The organism is Halotia branconii CENA392 (genome assembly GCF_029953635.1).
GTDB classification, from domain to species: Bacteria; Cyanobacteriota; Cyanobacteriia; order Cyanobacteriales; family Nostocaceae; genus Halotia; species Halotia branconii.
Genome location: NZ_CP124543.1, coordinates 5,622,592 through 5,638,569, shown reverse-complemented (window position 1 = coordinate 5,638,569; position 15,978 = coordinate 5,622,592). Strand labels below are relative to the sequence as shown.

General features: G+C 40.4%; 15 protein-coding genes and 1 tRNA gene. 3 read left to right on the top strand and 13 right to left on the bottom strand.

What is annotated here, in order from left to right:
• Positions 1-333: 333 nt before the first annotated feature.
• From QI031_RS24850 to QI031_RS24840, 3 genes are all read left to right on the top strand, one after another.
• On the top strand, positions 334-1,617 hold the full coding sequence (locus tag QI031_RS24850) for an ATP-binding protein (protein ID WP_281482268.1): 1,284 nt from the start codon (positions 334-336) through the stop codon (positions 1,615-1,617).
• Positions 1,614-3,629 (top strand): tetratricopeptide repeat protein, encoded by a 2,016-nt coding sequence (locus QI031_RS24845; RefSeq protein WP_281482267.1) that lies wholly within the window; start codon positions 1,614-1,616, stop codon positions 3,627-3,629. Before QI031_RS24850 ends, QI031_RS24845 begins: the two co-directional genes overlap by 4 nt.
• Positions 3,630-3,766: 137 nt before the next feature.
• A complete protein-coding gene (locus QI031_RS24840) occupies positions 3,767-3,994 on the top strand; it encodes a hypothetical protein (RefSeq protein ID WP_281482266.1) in 228 nt (75 codons plus the stop codon).
• Positions 3,995-4,442: 448 nt separating this feature from the next.
• Here the strand turns inward: QI031_RS24840 and QI031_RS24835 are convergent, their stop codons facing one another.
• From QI031_RS24835 to rsfS, 13 genes are all read right to left on the bottom strand, one after another.
• Positions 4,443-5,591, bottom strand: coding sequence for a glycosyltransferase family 4 protein (locus QI031_RS24835; RefSeq protein ID WP_281482265.1), 1,149 nt, complete (start codon positions 5,589-5,591; stop codon positions 4,443-4,445).
• A gap of 458 nt (positions 5,592-6,049) precedes the next feature.
• Positions 6,050-7,672, bottom strand: coding sequence for an MFS transporter (locus QI031_RS24830; RefSeq protein ID WP_425526043.1), 1,623 nt, complete (start codon positions 7,670-7,672; stop codon positions 6,050-6,052).
• Positions 7,672-8,568, bottom strand: a complete 897-nt coding sequence (gene recO / locus QI031_RS24825; RefSeq protein ID WP_425525988.1) for a DNA repair protein RecO — start codon at positions 8,566-8,568, stop codon at positions 7,672-7,674. Before recO ends, QI031_RS24830 begins: the two co-directional genes overlap by 1 nt.
• A 39-nt stretch (positions 8,569-8,607) precedes the next feature.
• Positions 8,608-9,288, bottom strand: a complete 681-nt coding sequence (gene deoC, locus QI031_RS24820) for a deoxyribose-phosphate aldolase (RefSeq protein WP_281482263.1) — start codon at positions 9,286-9,288, stop codon at positions 8,608-8,610.
• Positions 9,289-9,458: 170 nt separating this feature from the next.
• Positions 9,459-10,604, bottom strand: a complete 1,146-nt coding sequence (locus QI031_RS24815; RefSeq protein WP_281482262.1) for a DNA cytosine methyltransferase — start codon at positions 10,602-10,604, stop codon at positions 9,459-9,461.
• A 91-nt stretch (positions 10,605-10,695) separates the two neighbouring features.
• A complete protein-coding gene (locus tag QI031_RS24810; protein WP_281482261.1) occupies positions 10,696-10,884 on the bottom strand; it encodes a DUF6887 family protein in 189 nt (62 codons plus the stop codon).
• Positions 10,881-11,057: a DUF6888 family protein gene (locus QI031_RS31785; RefSeq protein ID WP_425525987.1), complete on the bottom strand. Its 177-nt coding sequence runs from the start codon at positions 11,055-11,057 to the stop codon at positions 10,881-10,883. The genes QI031_RS24810 and QI031_RS31785 overlap by 4 nt, the downstream gene beginning before the upstream one ends.
• 191 nt (positions 11,058-11,248) lie before the next feature.
• On the bottom strand, positions 11,249-11,884 hold the full coding sequence (locus QI031_RS24805) for a Uma2 family endonuclease (protein WP_343217821.1): 636 nt from the start codon (positions 11,882-11,884) through the stop codon (positions 11,249-11,251).
• A gap of 79 nt (positions 11,885-11,963) precedes the next feature.
• A complete protein-coding gene (locus tag QI031_RS24800) occupies positions 11,964-13,409 on the bottom strand; it encodes a YcjF family protein (protein WP_281482259.1) in 1,446 nt (481 codons plus the stop codon).
• Positions 13,410-13,507: 98 nt separating this feature from the next.
• A tRNA-Met gene (locus QI031_RS24795) sits at positions 13,508-13,584 on the bottom strand.
• 46 nt (positions 13,585-13,630) lie between these two features.
• Complete coding sequence (locus QI031_RS24790; RefSeq protein WP_281482258.1) at positions 13,631-14,584, bottom strand: asparaginase; 954 nt, start codon at positions 14,582-14,584, stop codon at positions 13,631-13,633.
• A 130-nt stretch (positions 14,585-14,714) separates the two neighbouring features.
• A complete protein-coding gene (locus tag QI031_RS24785) occupies positions 14,715-15,215 on the bottom strand; it encodes a CGLD27 family protein (RefSeq protein WP_281482257.1) in 501 nt (166 codons plus the stop codon).
• A complete protein-coding gene (gene rsfS / locus QI031_RS24780; protein WP_281482256.1) occupies positions 15,212-15,670 on the bottom strand; it encodes a ribosome silencing factor in 459 nt (152 codons plus the stop codon). Before rsfS ends, QI031_RS24785 begins: the two co-directional genes overlap by 4 nt.
• Between the last annotated feature and the right edge of the window lie 308 nt (positions 15,671-15,978).

Here is a 15,978-nt window from a genome sequence, read left to right as displayed (position 1 = left end):
CCCTTCGGCTTCGCTCAGGGCAAGTGGAGCAACTGCCGTCATAGGGAATAAGGTTGTAAAATCTAGAGCCTGTTTATAGATTTACAGAGAAACTTTTACTACTATATTAAGTATTAAAATATTTGTGAAAAAATTAATTAAAGCCAAAATAATCAACTTCCTAAATTAGAAGTTACATTAAATACAAACTATATTTTAATTACAAATAAAATGAGTCAATTTGCCAGAAGATAATTTAGTTAGAACTAATACAATATTTACTTACAAGTGTAAAAATGATAGTTCAATCTTTCATAATATGATAGAGTTCGCCATTTTAGCAGATGTATCTCGATGTCTAAAGATTTGTTAAAGTCCTTTCAAGAAGCCTACCGCAACTTAGAATTACTGCCTTTGTCACAAGAAAAAGACTTAAAGCAGTTCCGAGTTGAGTATGGCGGGGATACGATTGATGAATTAGAACAACTCGTGGAAGATAGTCCTAGCAATGATGGCAAAATTATTTTTACCGGACATCGTGGCTGTGGTAAGTCAACCTTGCTAGCAGAATTTAGCCGCAACATTCACGATAGATATTTTGTGGTGTTTTTCTCCATTGCCGAAACTATCGAAATGTCTGATGTTAATCACATCAATATTTTGTTTGCCATTGGGCTTAATTTAATGCTGGAGGCAGAAGCACGCCAAGTCAATATTCCCCAATCTACAAAAGATGCTTTAGAAAAATGGTTTGCTACCCGCACTCGCACTGAAGAAAAAAGTATTCAAGCTGAAGCAACTAACGAAAATAGTATATTTAAATCAATTAGCACTAAATTAAAAGTAGATTCGACAATTCGCTACGAAATTAAACAGGAGTTTGAACGTAAAGTATCAGAATTAGTTGCCCAATTAAATATTATTGCCGCAGCGATTCAAATAGCATATAAAAAAGATGTCTTGGTGATTATTGATGATTTAGATAAGCTTGATTTGAGTGTTGTTAATACTATTTATAAAGATAATATTAAAGCCCTGTGCTTACCAGGATTTCGGATTATTTACACAATTCCGATTGCGGCACTGCGAGAAACTGCACTCAAGCCAATTATCGAAAACGAAACTAATGACCAAGTTGTGGTTATGCCTGTTTTGAAGTTATTTCCTAAAGGTGAGAGTCGCCAGCCAAATGCCCAACCACGTCAAGAAACGTTTGATATTCTCTGTGAAATTCTGCAAAAACGCATTCAACAAGAGTTAATAGAACCGCAAACAGCTCAAAAGATTGCTTTAAATAGCGGTGGAGTGCTGCGGGAATTAATTCGGATTGCTAACGAATGCTGTCGAATTTGTTTGCGGTTAATTCGCCGCCAACCAGATGAAGCTGTGATGATTAATGCAGATATTTTAGACCAAGCGATTAATCACATCCGTAACGATTTTGCTCTACCTTTGGGCAGTGCAGAATATAAAATCTTACAAACCACTTACCAAAACTTTAAACCCGAAGATCCTAAAGCACAAGAATTTCTGGATTTATTACACGGGTTGTATGTTCTAGAATATCGCAATAATAAAAATTGGTACGATGTACATCCTATAGTAGTGGAACTGTTGCGCGATGAGGATTTGATATGATGACGAATCCAGCATCAAATAATTTAGATGAACAAAATCAAGATGCTTACGATGATTTAATTGTTTCCATTGAAGCAGGAATTGGGCGTTTAAATTTACTAATTGCAGTTTGTGATTATGAAAATTTTCGCCAAGAAATTATTGCTCGTTATCAAGCAGAACTGCAACCAGATATCCGTTGTTATCATGTCGCTTTAGCGAAAGCAGAACCAAGCTTGAAAGCTGCGATTCAACAATTAGTTGAAAGCGAAGCATATTTACAGCAACATCAAGCCGCAATGATTACAGTTACAGGTGTAGAACAGCTTTATTTTTTGAAGCTAGTCGAATCACAATCTGAACAAGAAAAGTTTTTTGGTTATTTGCAATGGACAAGGGAAGCACTACGAGAATTTCCTTTTGCGATCGTGTTGTGGGTGACAAATCAAGTTTTAGTTAATTTAATCAAAAAAGCTCCCGATTTTTGGAGTTGGCGCAATGGGGTATTTCATTTTGCCTGCAAACCCAAAAATATTGTTCCTATTCAAGATATTGAACCAATTAGAAATATATTAAACAATGATGAATTAGTAAATTTAAATGATAGTAGATATTCGGGATTACCAATAGCAGATTTAGAGAGATTGGTTGAACAGATAGAAACTAAAGATAATCACCAAGACCCAAAATTACTAAGTAGCTTGTATTCGCAGTTAGGAAATATTTATAGTAGACGAGTAGAAAAAGGAGAAACACAACATTATCAACAAGAAGAGAATCTAGCAATTAAATATTATTTGCAAGCAATTAATTTGCAAACACAATTGGGTTTAGAAACTGACTTAGCTAATAACCTCAACAACTTGGCATTACTCTACAAATCCCAAGGACGCTACGACCAAGCCGAACCTTTGTATCTCCAAGCTTTAGAACTAAGACAACGCCTGCTGGGAGATAATCATCCCGATGTCGCCCAAAGCCTCAACAACTTGGCATTACTCTACAAATCCCAAGGACGCTACGACCAAGCCGAACCTTTGTATCTCCAAGCTTTAGAACTAAGACAACGCCTACTGGGAGACAATCATCCCGATGTCGCCACCAGCCTCAACAACTTGGCATTACTATACTATTCCCAAGGACGCTACGACCAAGCCGAACCTTTGTATCTCCAAGCTTTAGAACTAAGACAACGCCTACTGGGAGACAATCATCCCGATGTCGCCACCAGCCTCAACAACTTGGCATTACTATACTATTCCCAAGGACGCTACGACCAAGCCGAACCTTTGTATCTCCAAGCTTTAGAACTAAGACAACGCCTACTGGGAGACAATCATCCCGATGTCGCCACCAGCCTCAACAACTTGGCATTACTATACTATTCCCAAGGACGCTACGACCAAGCCGAACTTTTGTATCTCCAAGCTTTAGAACTAAGAAAACGCCTGCTGGGAGACAATCATCCTGCTGTCGCCAACAGCCTCAACAACTTGGCTGGACTCTACCGTTCCCAAGGACGCTACGACCAAGCCGAACCTTTGTATCTCCAAGCTTTAGAACTCTTGAAACGCCTGCTGGGAGACAATCATCCCGATGTCGCCTCCAGCCTTAACAACTTGGCAAATCTGTACTACTCCCAAGGACGCTACGACCAAGCCGAACCTTTGTATCTCCAAGCTTTAGAACTAAGAAAACGCCTGCTGGGAGACAATCATCCCGATATCGCCAACAGCCTCAACAACTTGGCATTACTCTACAAATCCCAAGGACGCTACGACCAAGCCGAACCTTTGTATCTCCAAGCTTTAGAACTAAGACAACGCCTACTGGGAGACAATCATCCCGATGTCGCCACCAGCCTCAACAACTTGGCATTACTTTATGATTCCCAAGGACGCTACGACCAAGCCGAACCTTTGTATTTCCAAGCATTAGATATTTTAGAGCGACAATTAGGAGCAAATCATCCTCATACTGTGACTTGTCGTAAAAATTTAGCATCTTTGCGCGACTCTCTCAAGTCACAATAGTAAAATTAGGTGAGTTCGATAGTCATGTTTTGACCTCACCCCAAACCCTTCTCCTTCAAGGCTAGCGTGTACACATAAGTCTTTGAGAGTAACCACGCACTCAGGCGAATTAATTTTTACAAAGCGATGTATTAACAATGCGAGGCGATGCATCAACAGTACCAGTCGATACATTAACAATACGAAACGATGCATTCACAATGCGGGACGATGCATTCACAATGCGAGGCGATACATTAACAATACGAGGCGATGCATTAGCAATGCGGGACGATACATTAACAATACGAGGCGATGCATTAACAGTGCGAGGCGATGCCTACGCCTACGCTTTCTCTTCTTATATCACAATACAGTTCAGTTAGTGCCAAAAACCTGTCAGGACTTGCGAAAGATTCTCTAAAACTCTTATTACTACCCTTCGGGAAGCCACTTCGTGTCTACGTGTTCTTTGTACGGCAGTCGCTCATGGGGGAAACCACGCCAGTTCCTTCAAGTCGGGAAACCCGCCCAACGGACTGGCTCCCCAAGACCGCGCTGCCTTGCCTTTGTGGTAGCCTACGGCAAGCCCTTCGGTCTACGTTTTTTCTTACTTTTGGGTACGTTCTGTTCTTAACTGAACCGTATTGTCTTATATCATGTCTAACTAAACACTTGTCATTAGTTTTGCGTCAAATAAGGATTGGGAAGAGGTTCTTTGCCCTTCTTACTGGTGCGCCTTCCTTGGAGACTCACGTTAAAAAAGCAAAATTTCTCAGCGATCGCCACTTATCGCTGAGATAATTACCAGATACATTCAGAACTACTAAAAACCTATGCTCCCCTGCTAAGAGGTACAGGTCGTTGTACTAAAACTTCCTGATATAATTCTTCCAATAAACTAATATTCTTGCTGAGGGTATAGCGGTCTAATATACGCTGTCTGGCTTTTTGCCCTAGTAGAGTTGTCAATTCAGGATGATCTTGGAATAGAGGTAAAAGCGTTCTTAGTTGCGATCGCACTGTCTTTGTATTCAAAACTACCCCTGCCCCTTTCTCCATCACTTCTCCATCTGCACCGACATCAGTAGCTAAACAAGCCAATCCACAAGCCATAGCTTCTAATAACGATAGAGATAAACCCTCTACTAATGAAGGCAAAATAAATACATCTGCACCCCGTAAAATTTCGATGCGGCGGTTTTCATCAGCTACAAAACCTAACCAAGTAATCCCGTATTCCCAATTATAAAAAGGTTCTAAAGAAGACTTTAAAGGGCCATCGCCGACAATTAGTAACTTGCTATCAGTTCCCATTTCCGACTGTTTCCAAGCGCGGAGGAGGGGTTCAACATTTTTTTCTGGGGCTATCCGACCTTGGTATACAAATAAGCGTTCGGCTTTGAACTCTGCTTTAATTGTAGAAGATCCAGGAGAGTATTTTGTAGTATCGACACCGTTGGGAATCACAGCAATATTTTCTTCCCGTACACCCATCTTCGCCAGCAACTCTCGCTGAATTTGAGAAAATACAATGACGCGATTATAGTTACCCAAAAAAGGCGCGTAGAGTTGATAAGCTAAAAGCTGTGTTCCCGATATGAGTTTTGCTCCTTTACCTGCAAATGGTGTGTGAAAAGTGGCAACCAGAGGCAAATTTAGTTCTTCACAGATCTCTGGTAAAACAAAATCAAGGGGAGATAAAGTCAAAGAAGCATGAACTACGTCGGGCTTAATACGACGTAGCGACTGAGTTAAAACCTTGGTCGCTTTGAAAGTAGGAATTGTGTAAACCTGAGACTTATAAATGAAGGGTAAAGGCACATCTTGACAGTTTGGCCAATTATCAGGTTCAGATTCTTCTTGGGCAAAGTGAAGAAAGCTAACTTGGTGTCCCCGGTCTAACAAGGCATTTGTAATTTCCCGGCTGTAGGTGACGTTGCCACAAAAGGGTGATTTTTTTCCAATCCAGGCTATACGCATTCTTTATTTAACTATCAGAAAAACGGGTTTAATATATTAATTTGTTATCCTTGATAATCTGCCTTTTATCCCGTTGCAGTTCCTGGCTTTTTGTTGACCATAAAACTCCACCTAACCCAATTTTGACAATTATTAAATTTAGTGTATTTATCGCTTATTGACTTTAACTTATAAGTTGTTTATCAACATATATTGATGACAACTTTCTCTGGTTAATATCCAAATGATACCCAGCAAATCTTTGATAAATTTTCACTGGACTTAGTTTAGCATGAAAGCTAAATTTTCATGAAGTTAATAATGACATCAAAGTTATATAGCATTTCTCGTTTTAGTGAGGTATATTTCGTTAAGATTAGGGACTAGAGACTAGGGGCTAGGGGCTAGTAATTAGAAGCTAGACTGTACCTCATGTAATTGGGAACTGCTATAAATTATCAAAGTGATGATTTCGATAATTATTCATGGGAGTTATACCAAGTTAAGATAGCTCCTGAAAAGACGATCGCAGCTAATCCCAAAAAAACTGCATGTAATCCGACAAAGGTTTCTGCTACACCTGCCAACGCTAGAGGTAAAGAAAGGGCAATATTAATCACATTATTTTGTAAGCCGAATACTTTGCCCCGCATTTCTGCCGGGGTTTCTGTCTGGATTGCTGTTTGCATTGGGATACCTACTAGCGCCCCAAAGATACCCAATAGAGCCACTAACAATAGAACTATCCATAGTTGGGTTGTGAATATTGAAAGACCAATTAAAGATGCTGCCATCCCGGCACAACCGCAAAAACTCAATTGAGGATAAGAGAAACGTTGACCAAACTGACCCAGGAGTGTTGCCCCGATCGCAATCCCCACACCCCCAGATGCTAGTAAAAAGCCAAACTGGGAAGCTTTTAAGTTAGGAATTATTTCTGCCATCCGCACAGCTAAAACAGTTAATGCCGCAAAGACAGAAAATAAAATAATCAATTGTAGTAAGGCATTGCGGACGCGATAATTAGCATTAAGGTAGCTAAAACCATCACGTAAGTCAGAGAAAACATGAGGAAATGCGGTTTCGGGTGCGTGGGGTTTTTCTTTAGTCGCTAACAGAAACAAAATTATCCCAGCGATCGCATAACTACCACCTACCAACAGTTCTTTGCCGAGTTCTTCACCACCACCAAGTTTTAGCCAAATAGCATCAGCGATCGCTAATAATGGTTCTCCAATGGCAAACCCGACAATTACCGATGCCATCATGGTTGTTGTATATAGGGAATTAGCCGAAAGTAAGTGCTGTTCTTCCACAACTAAAGGAATTGCAGCTTGTTCTGCTGGGGCAAAAAACTGTGTCAGTGTGGAAACTAAAAAAGTTACGCCCAAAATAATTGCAAAACCTACTGGTATCACTCCTATAGGTTGCCAATCATGAGTTAACCACAGCAGCACGGGTATTGCTAAAACCAGAATGCCACGCCAAACATTTGTGGACACTAGCACGGCCTTTTTAGACCAGCGATCCACAAACACACCAGCGATTGAACCAAACAGTACCGCTGGAATGGTAAAAGCCATCATTAAAGCAGACACCCAGCCACTAATGCTTTGATCACTTGATTGAAACTGAGTATTAATCAAAGCAATCATTAATACTAAATACACTTTATCTGCCAATTGGCAAAAAACTTGACCACCCCAAAGGGCGAGAAAATTAGGATTTTTTAATACTGGTAAAAATCCCTGCTGGGGTAAATTACCTGAACCAGAGTCATTTAATTCTGTTTGTGGGACATTAGCTACTGGTGAGTTTTGTCCATTGCGATCGCTATTTTTATCTGTCTGGTCTGTATTTAATGCTTGAGTTGGTTTTTCAGATTGCTGAGAAATATCGTTTTTTGGTATTTCCGATGTTTCATGTTTATTATTTATGGAAATGTCTTGTGAGGACATTTCTTCGCGATTCATGTGACTGGGTGTAGATTTAGGAACTGCACTCAGATGATTCGGAACTTTAGGAACTGATGCCTTGTTCTGTTTTTTGGCGTAGCTTGGTGATAGGGGTAGGATTTTTGAATCCAAATCAGACGGTTGCATCATGAGTTTGCAGCAAAATAAGAGTCAATCAAAGAAGCAGAGCGAATCGGGCGACCTAAATGATATTGAGCATACTGGCGCAAAATTTGCTCAACAGATAACCAGCCATAATCTTTGACTGGGTTTACTTGCATTATCTCTGGTTGTGACAACTGTTGAAACATGGCCAGTTCTGTAGCATTTAGGCGACTGGAAATTACTGGTATTTCTTGCCGATGGGCAACAGTTTGATAACTAGATTTTGGGGAAGATGCTATGGAGGTAAAATGGGGCGATGGTAGGAGGGGAGCTTGTTTTTTACTTTGCGATCGCAAGCCTTCCCAAGCCTCTAAGCAAACTGTTCCCCCCGCAGTAATGCTAAATCCTACTTGCCAATTGGGATTTGTAAAGTCTGGTGTTAAGGGACGTTGAGTTAAACAACATACTTGTACCTGGGGTGTCAGTCCTCCCAAAGCTAAAAGATGAAATACTCCTTGAGCTAGATGTGCAACAACAGCAGTTGCTTCTGACTTTGGTAAAGCTTCTAACCGCTGAAGATGTTCATTAAATAATTCATAAATTTCTTCTTGGGGTTGCTCGCTTAAAGCTTGACATAAGACTATTTCTGCTAAATATTGACTAGCAGATAATTTTCCCAGATCTTGAGCCAGACCAGGATAAGTTTTTAACGTTTGTGCTTGAGTAATTTTATCGAGCGATCGCCCTTTAGCAATTAATAGTTCATTCACTACAAACATTCCACTCCTGCCACCAAGGCTAGAGTTGTGCTTGCGTGCGCCAGGGGCAACTGCTCGAATCAAACCAAATTCCCGTGTCAAAATTGTCACTATTCTGTCAGATTCTCCCAGTGCCTGGGTTTTAAGATTAATCCCAGTTACTTTATAGGTTCTACTCATTAATCATTGGACAAATGACAAATATCAAAAAACGAATGACTATCGACCCTTTTCCAGGTTATCGCGCTGGCGGATCAAATCGACACCGCCAGATGTGCCTAATCTAGTAGCACCCGCTAGAATTAAGTCTAGGGCTTGATTTACAGTACGAATACCCCCTGAAGCCTTAATTCCTACTCTTTCTTTAGCTACTTCTTTCAAAAGTTGCACATCTGCCACCGTAGCACCACCATTCCAGCCTGTACTGGTTTTTAAAAATGCTGCTCCGGCTTCCATACATATTTCTGCCGCCAGATTTTTCTCAGCATCTGTCAGTAAGTTTGTTTCCAAAATTACCTTGACAGTTTGCCCAGTCTCTTCACAAATTTCGGCAATTTCCCGATGCACTTCTTCAGTTTTGCCAGCTTTCAACCAACCCAAGTTGATCACAACATCTAACTCAGTAGCACCATTTTCTACTGCTTCTTGAGCCTCATAAAGTTTGACGGCCGAAGTTGTCGCACCAGTCGGAAAGCCAATCACCGTACAAACTTTTGGGTTTTTGCCGTGGAGGAGTTCCGTTGCTTGTTTGACATAAACAGGATGAAGACAAACCGCTGCAAAATGAAATCTGTCTGCTTCTTCACACCATTGCTCAACCTGCTCTGGGGTAGCTGTGGGTGTTAACAGGGCGTGATCAATGAATGGCGCAATATCAATGTCTGGATAGTCTGCTGCCATCGTGCCTTTGCCAGTAAGTTGATTATTAATCTTTATAAAAAATCAAAACATTTCTTATATATATATTAAAGCATATTTATTACGAGTTTATCCTGAAAACAAGCCGCTGAACTGGTATTACACATCAAGCTTGCAAGCATACCAGAATTTTTTAGGTATTTAAGTTGACATTAGGCTGTTGTGACATGAGAAAGATGAACGTTAATTCTTAAAAAGTCAACAATAGTCTCAGCTAATGCCTTTGATGCTAAATATGGTACGCCATTACCAATAGTTTTAAACATATTGGTGAGTGACATATTTTCTGGAAGTATAAAATTTGCAGGTAAAGATTGTATAGCTAAAGCTTCCGCTACAGATATTCGGCGAACTTTATAAGGGTGTAAATGCACTTCATTATTTCCGTAGCAAGCTGTCGGAGAGTAACGCCATCTATGCAGACGTTTGAAAGATTTTTTAGAATCATCTCCTTCATCAACAGTAGCAAATCTGGTGATACCTGCTCTTGGTTGAAAACAATGTTCAGCATTAGGATGTTTCAACACATTATTTTTTCTAAACCAATATTCAACTGTTAGTTCTTGAGGTATATCGTCAGGACAAATAGTTATAGATTCTTCTTTAAACGGTTCACACTTACGCCAAGGAAAAGCAAACACTTTCTCTTGAGGATATAAAACATGTTTTTTCCAAGGAAAACTAAATTGATGGTTGATTCCTATTTCTTTTAAAAAATTATTTCTGAAACCTATCAGAATGATTCTTTCTCTATCCTGTGGCACACCGTATTCAATAGAATTAATTAATCGTTTTGTTAATGTATATCCTGTTTGTTGTAATTGTTGTTTCAGATTTTCAAAAAATAAACGATGTTTTATTGTTTTGTATAAACCTTTTACATTCTCAAATACAAAAAAATCTGGTAAATTACGGCAAATTAATTCCACATAAGAAGCCGAAAGTTTACCGTGATCTCCCAATCGTCCTTTATTTTTGCCCCCAATAGAAAAATCAGGACAGGGAGGCCCGCCAATAAAGCCCACAATATTATGAGATTTACGACAATCTTTAACTAATTCTTTTAAGCGTTGTGCTTGTTTTCCATCGATAAGTTGAGTAATATCTGCTGTTTCTCTATCACAATATCCATATTCTGTTAATGGTAAGTTGAGAATATGCCGCGAATAGCGGTATGCTGCCAGGAATGGAGAGAAGATTTCATTGACATAAACAATGTTAAAACCGCTAGTTTCAAAACCTAAATCTAAAAAACCAGAACCAGCAAAAAAAGAAAAAATACAAGGGCGATCGCTCATTTATAATAGTGTTTCAAGACTGAATTTAAACAAATTATATATTCTAACTCAATAACTAAGAACAATGAAAAATTGTTCAGGAAGTTTATCGCTATCTCTGACCTTGATTGACCCTCTTTTCCATTTCTGCATCTGCTTCTTCATCTGTAGTGCGAAGCACGCCAGGGCGAGAGCGAATAATGCTTAGGTAGTGCTGAAAAGCATCTTCATCTTGAGGATTGCGTCTAATATAGTCACGCAATTCTGGTTCTGTCATTGATTCATAATTTGGCTTAGTCACTCGATTAGTACCTCCCCATTTGGAAGAATTTCTATTTGTATTGTCTCTCCAATCAGCATAACTATTCGGTTGGTGCGATTATCAAGCCTTACTATTTTGATTGGTTGAAGCAAATTACTTGCTCTTACGCATCTTTGATAAAGTGCTTTTAACTGCTTTGGTGTTGGTTCCATTGAATTTTCACCTTTCCTGTGAAGCGATCGCACCGCTGTTTGCATAACAGGCGATCACTGTCTTGGGAACAACTCCCCAAACTCGGAAATACCTCATTTTGCGTTTGATTGGTTAACAAGCTGTTCGGTTTAATGTAGGCTTTAAAGCTGTGATGAATTTATCAAACAAATATTTTGATATTTCAACTATTTTAATGTTCTAACCTCTGTTTCAGCCAAGCTCGAAAAGAGCGCAAAGTTGCAGTTTCTCCATCAGTTAAACTTTGTTCAATCAACTGAAGAACAACATTTTTCGTTAAAACAGGAAATGTTGGGCTTTGCTTTACTTGTTTGTAAGTCTGAACCTGCTCAGATAAAACAAAAAATTTTAAATTTTGCCCATCGTACAGCCAAATTTCTGGCACACCCAAGGCTGCATAAATTGAGCGCTTGTTTAAAGAACTATTGGTGATATCAATTTCAACAACTAAGTCTGGTGGTGGATCATATTTTAAATCTATATCTTTTTTTCCTCTGACAACAGGCTCATTTTGAATGTAATAACAAGAATCCGGTTCTATACCCCGCCGTATATCATCTCGCTTGAGAGTTAGAGAACCAAACTTTTTCAGATTTAGGTTTAATTCATCTGCCAAAATCCGCATCAAATCATCAATAAATCTGTTAGTGTTCTCATGTTCCCCCAGGGGAGTCATAATTTCTAAATAGCCTTCGTTATATGCCAGACGTTCAGATCGATTTTCACCTAATTCTTGAAGAATAGTGTTGAAAGTTTCCCAACTAATATTGTGAAGAATCACCCGCTGTTCCGCAGGAGTTATAGTCATCACCATAGTTTTCTAGCAAACTCATTTTTGATGCAAAGACGCAAAGTTTTTCTTAGCGCCTTTGCGCCTTTGCGCGAAATTATTTTACAACTTCCACCTGCTGTGTTTCTGGCAATAAGCGCTTCACACTTTGCTTAACAAAACCTTGCAGAAAAGCCATCTGCTGATTTTGCTGAAAGACATTTTGCAAAGTTTGGCGCAACTTGTCCAAATTCAAATTAGTACCAGAATCTATGGCTACTTCTTGCTGTTCAAAATACTCGACTAAACTCAACCCTGCAACTCTGGTGAGATAAGCAGCACTAACTCCCTGCACAACACCACCAGCAACAAAGGTAATGGCGTTACTTTTTAAGACAGTACTAACAGCTTTTGTGGAAAGTTCGACTAAACCCAACTTTAGCATCAGACTTCCCATTGTCCCGGCTACGGTTTGCGCCTGTTCCCAGGAAAACTTCTGCTGATAAACATTACCTAAATCCATCACCATTTGAGCGTTAATTGCCGCAGTCGCCAAAATATCAAGTGCTGGTACTGGGTTAGCAAAGGCAGCAGCCGCAGCTATCCATTGATATTGTTCTATAACTGGGGTGGCGCGATCGCGTCTAATGCCATTTAGCCAGTTTTTTGCTTCAGCTTTTAGCGCTAGGGTCTTCCTCATTGTAGTCGTCCAAACTAGCTGCTTTTCTTGCTGTGCCAAAACTGTACTTAATTGCTGAGTCAATTGCTGGATATCTGGCGCTGGCTGTTCCATCCATTCTTGCACTGCACCATCAGCTTCATGCTTCCGCACTTTCATCGGAATGGGAGAAGCCGCAGTTGCAACTACATTTCCTGACATCCGCTGTTTTAAGGACAGCAAAACACTAGCACGTTCATCTGCTAAATATTGATCGTGTTTGTTGAAAACCAAAGTTGTCGGCTGATTTACTGCCTTTAGCTGCTGTAAAGTTTGAAATTCTGAGTCTGTTAAATCGCCGTTGGTAAGAAACAAGACAAAATCAGTTTTGTTTACTTCTGCCAAAGTAGCTGCATCTGACTTCTCACCCGCTTCTCTAAATAGAGGTGCTGTTTCTTGAAAACTAACTTTTTGCAGTATTTCTTTGTCACAGCTAGACTTTAAGACTTGAATTAAGGTGCTTTTACCAACAGATTTACCACCAGTAACACCGATTTTAATTTCTTGTCTGTCTAATTCTAATAGCAGTTGGGCAACTTGCGATCGCAAATTTTCTAAGGCTGGATGATTTTCGGTTTCTTGTGCTAATTGGTTAATTACGGCTTCAGTTTTAGCGATCGCAGTTTCTGCTGTTACCCGATCTACAACCATACCATCTAGCTGCTCTAGATGATTTTTGGGGCGATTTTGCCGAAATAACCACAAACCACCACCAACAGCTAAAGCACTAAATAAACCAAATTCACTTACCTGCACTATTGAATGATGCCAACTTTGTAAGATCCACAGGGAAAAGGATAGTCCCAATCCTCCCACCAAAATCGGTCGCTGCAACTTCACAACCATGATTCTCCGCACTTTTTGGAAGGTTTCTATTCCAGAATAGATCAAAATAAAACAAACCCCACTATCTTTAAGGATTGCGGGGGTCTGTTTTATCTATTTGGTGGCGGGAAGTGGATTTGAACCACTGACCTTCGGGTTATGAGCCCGACGAGCTACCAGGCTGCTCTATCCCGCGTCGTTCTTGACTTTTCAAGTATAGCCCAAGTTTATAAGTTTGGCAACTATAAAAACGATAATTCTCCAACTACTTCTAGACGCTTGTATTTACCCAAAGCCATAAACTTTTCTGATAAGCTTTCTGCGGTGCTGGGACTAATCCAACCCATCTGCTGAAGCAAGTGAATCGCTACGGCATACTTTGCTCTTTTTGCCCCATCCATGACTTTAATAGCTAATCCCATACCTTCGCCGAGTCTGCCAATACATTGCACTCCTTCAGCACCAGCTTTGCTTACCAGTTCCCCTGGAGTTAAGCGCATTAGTTCTGTATCAAATTCTCCTTCTCCTGCTACCATAGCCGGGTGATGAGTCATTGCCCGGACAATGCGCTCCATATCTAAGTTAGTGCTAGAGGCTAAGAGGGCATATAAAGAAGCCATCTGCCCAATTTGCATCAAATAAGTGGGCGCACCGCAGTCGTCATGAGCGCTGATAAATTCTTCTGCTGGCATTCGCAGCAGTTCTGCTACTTTCCCCAAAATCAATTGCTGAATTGGATGCTTGCGATCTAAGTAGTTATTTAAAGGCCAACGACGCTGTTGACAAACAGCTAACATCCCTGCGTGTTTACCAGAGCAATTGTATTCTAAAGGACTCCGCTTTTCTTCAGGAATGGGACATTGAAGTACAGTCGGGTCAAGGTCGGCGCGCCAAAGGATGTTAAAGACTTGTCGTACTTGCTCGATTGTAGCTTTATGGGAACCTGTGATAATTGCTAAATCGCGATCGCTGAGGTTGTAGCGTTCTAGAGTACCTGTAGTAGTAACTGCGAGTGCCTGAAATGGTTTGAGTGCAGAACGGGCAAATGCAGCAGTTTCAGAGTTACCGGCAACGGTAAGCACCCGCCCTCGTTCGTCGCATACAACAGCGTGGACTATATGCCTCGATTCAATAATCCCTTCTCGCAGCAACCGGACTTCCAGTGCTGTGGCTTGAGTTCGTTTTCCCATTGTCATGGGTTAATATTTATCTCTTTATTTATGAATTGTCAGTTGTCAGTAATGCACTGAGCGTAGTCGAAGTGTGGTCAGTGGTCAGTGGTCAGTCGTTTGTACTACTGGCAACTGGCAACTGACGACTAACTATTTAAAACAAATGCCAAACTATAGTACCAATAACCAACAATCCAGCCAAGCTAGCAAAGGTCAATTGTAGTCGCTGTAAAATTGGTTTGATATCGTATGTCACAATTAAGCGATCGCGGGTTAATATTTCTGGCGGTTTCATCCAGGTTTGACCGTCGTACCAGCCTGATTCTTCATAAAATACAGTTGTACTGTAAAGGCGATCGCGTACATAATGCCAGCCTAAATACAACCGTGTCAGACCCAGTACCACCCCTACACTCGCTCCCGCTGCACCGCAGAGAATAAAATGAGCTAGATATTTATTTGGGGGAAAACTTGCTGCTGCTACTGGACCAGCCACCAGCCATGACAAACCCCAAATCCAAGCTATTGTTGTGATATACTCCTGCAAATTTAAGGTGCAATCACGAAACAGCCAGGAGGCTTTTAATTCTTCATATTCATTAAGTGGTTGTTGGTCTATGGGAACTGGGCAATTAGAAACCGAAGACCTAATCATGTTGGTTTACCCCCACCCTCATCAGGTTCTGGAAGGGAAATACGTTCTGCATGAATCCAGAACGCTTCTAAATTATAGAACTCCCGTTCTTTTGGCATCATGATGTGAACGATCACGTCGCCATAGTCTTGTAGCACCCAACTCCCTTCGGACTTTCCTTCTATTCGTAAAGGACGACGATGCCACTCATTCTCTACTTTTGCTTCAATTGCTTCAGCGATCGCCCTGATTTGCGCTTTAGAATAGCCAGTCATCATTACAAAGTAATCTGCAAGGTAAGATACGTCAGCTACCTTTAGCACTAGAATTTCGCCTGCTTTGCGGTCTGATGCAGCTTCGGCTATGGTTATAGCTAAATTTCCACTCACCTCGGTTTCAGCCTCTGGGCTTTTGAGCGCACTCTTAATCACTGAGACAGATTTTAATGGGAAATTTCCTTGGAAAAAATCAGACATTCAACCTCAGGTGCTTTATCCCTTTTGTTACAGTTTTTTACAGTTACTGACAAACAACAATTGAACCGTAACTGTATACATGGGTTTTTTTGCATACTAACAAAAAAATAGGTGTCTATGGCGTTGAATTGTAATACGAATTAACAACGCTTTGAAACGGATAGTTAAATATAGCGCTTCTAAGTTAAGGAAAAGGAGCTAGGAACTAGGGGCTAGCAAGGGAGCAGAAGGGCAGGGAGAAAGATTAAATATTAAGTACAACTACAACAAATTCAAGGCATTTTATTAATTCACCTCTGCGCCCTGCA

What these genes read in the sequence shown, in the direction of transcription:
- QI031_RS24850 (WP_281482268.1), top strand. Translation starts at nt 334, where the DNA reads ATGTCTAAAGATTTGTTAAAGTCCTTTCAAGAAGCCTACCGCAACTTA.
- QI031_RS24845 (WP_281482267.1), top strand. Translation starts at nt 1,614, where the DNA reads ATGATGACGAATCCAGCATCAAATAATTTAGATGAACAAAATCAAGAT.
- QI031_RS24840 (WP_281482266.1), top strand. Translation starts at nt 3,767, where the DNA reads ATGCGAGGCGATGCATCAACAGTACCAGTCGATACATTAACAATACGA.
- QI031_RS24835 (WP_281482265.1), bottom strand. Translation starts at nt 5,591, where the DNA reads ATGCGTATAGCCTGGATTGGAAAAAAATCACCCTTTTGTGGCAACGTC.
- QI031_RS24830 (WP_425526043.1), bottom strand. Translation starts at nt 7,672, where the DNA reads ATGCAACCGTCTGATTTGGATTCAAAAATCCTACCCCTATCACCAAGC.
- recO (WP_425525988.1), bottom strand. Translation starts at nt 8,568, where the DNA reads ATGAGTAGAACCTATAAAGTAACTGGGATTAATCTTAAAACCCAGGCA.
- deoC (WP_281482263.1), bottom strand. Translation starts at nt 9,288, where the DNA reads ATGGCAGCAGACTATCCAGACATTGATATTGCGCCATTCATTGATCAC.
- QI031_RS24815 (WP_281482262.1), bottom strand. Translation starts at nt 10,604, where the DNA reads ATGAGCGATCGCCCTTGTATTTTTTCTTTTTTTGCTGGTTCTGGTTTT.
- QI031_RS31785 (WP_425525987.1), bottom strand. Translation starts at nt 11,057, where the DNA reads ATGGAACCAACACCAAAGCAGTTAAAAGCACTTTATCAAAGATGCGTA.
- QI031_RS24805 (WP_343217821.1), bottom strand. Translation starts at nt 11,884, where the DNA reads ATGACTATAACTCCTGCGGAACAGCGGGTGATTCTTCACAATATTAGT.
- QI031_RS24800 (WP_281482259.1), bottom strand. Translation starts at nt 13,409, where the DNA reads ATGGTTGTGAAGTTGCAGCGACCGATTTTGGTGGGAGGATTGGGACTA.
- QI031_RS24790 (WP_281482258.1), bottom strand. Translation starts at nt 14,584, where the DNA reads ATGACAATGGGAAAACGAACTCAAGCCACAGCACTGGAAGTCCGGTTG.
- QI031_RS24785 (WP_281482257.1), bottom strand. Translation starts at nt 15,215, where the DNA reads ATGATTAGGTCTTCGGTTTCTAATTGCCCAGTTCCCATAGACCAACAA.
- rsfS (WP_281482256.1), bottom strand. Translation starts at nt 15,670, where the DNA reads ATGTCTGATTTTTTCCAAGGAAATTTCCCATTAAAATCTGTCTCAGTG.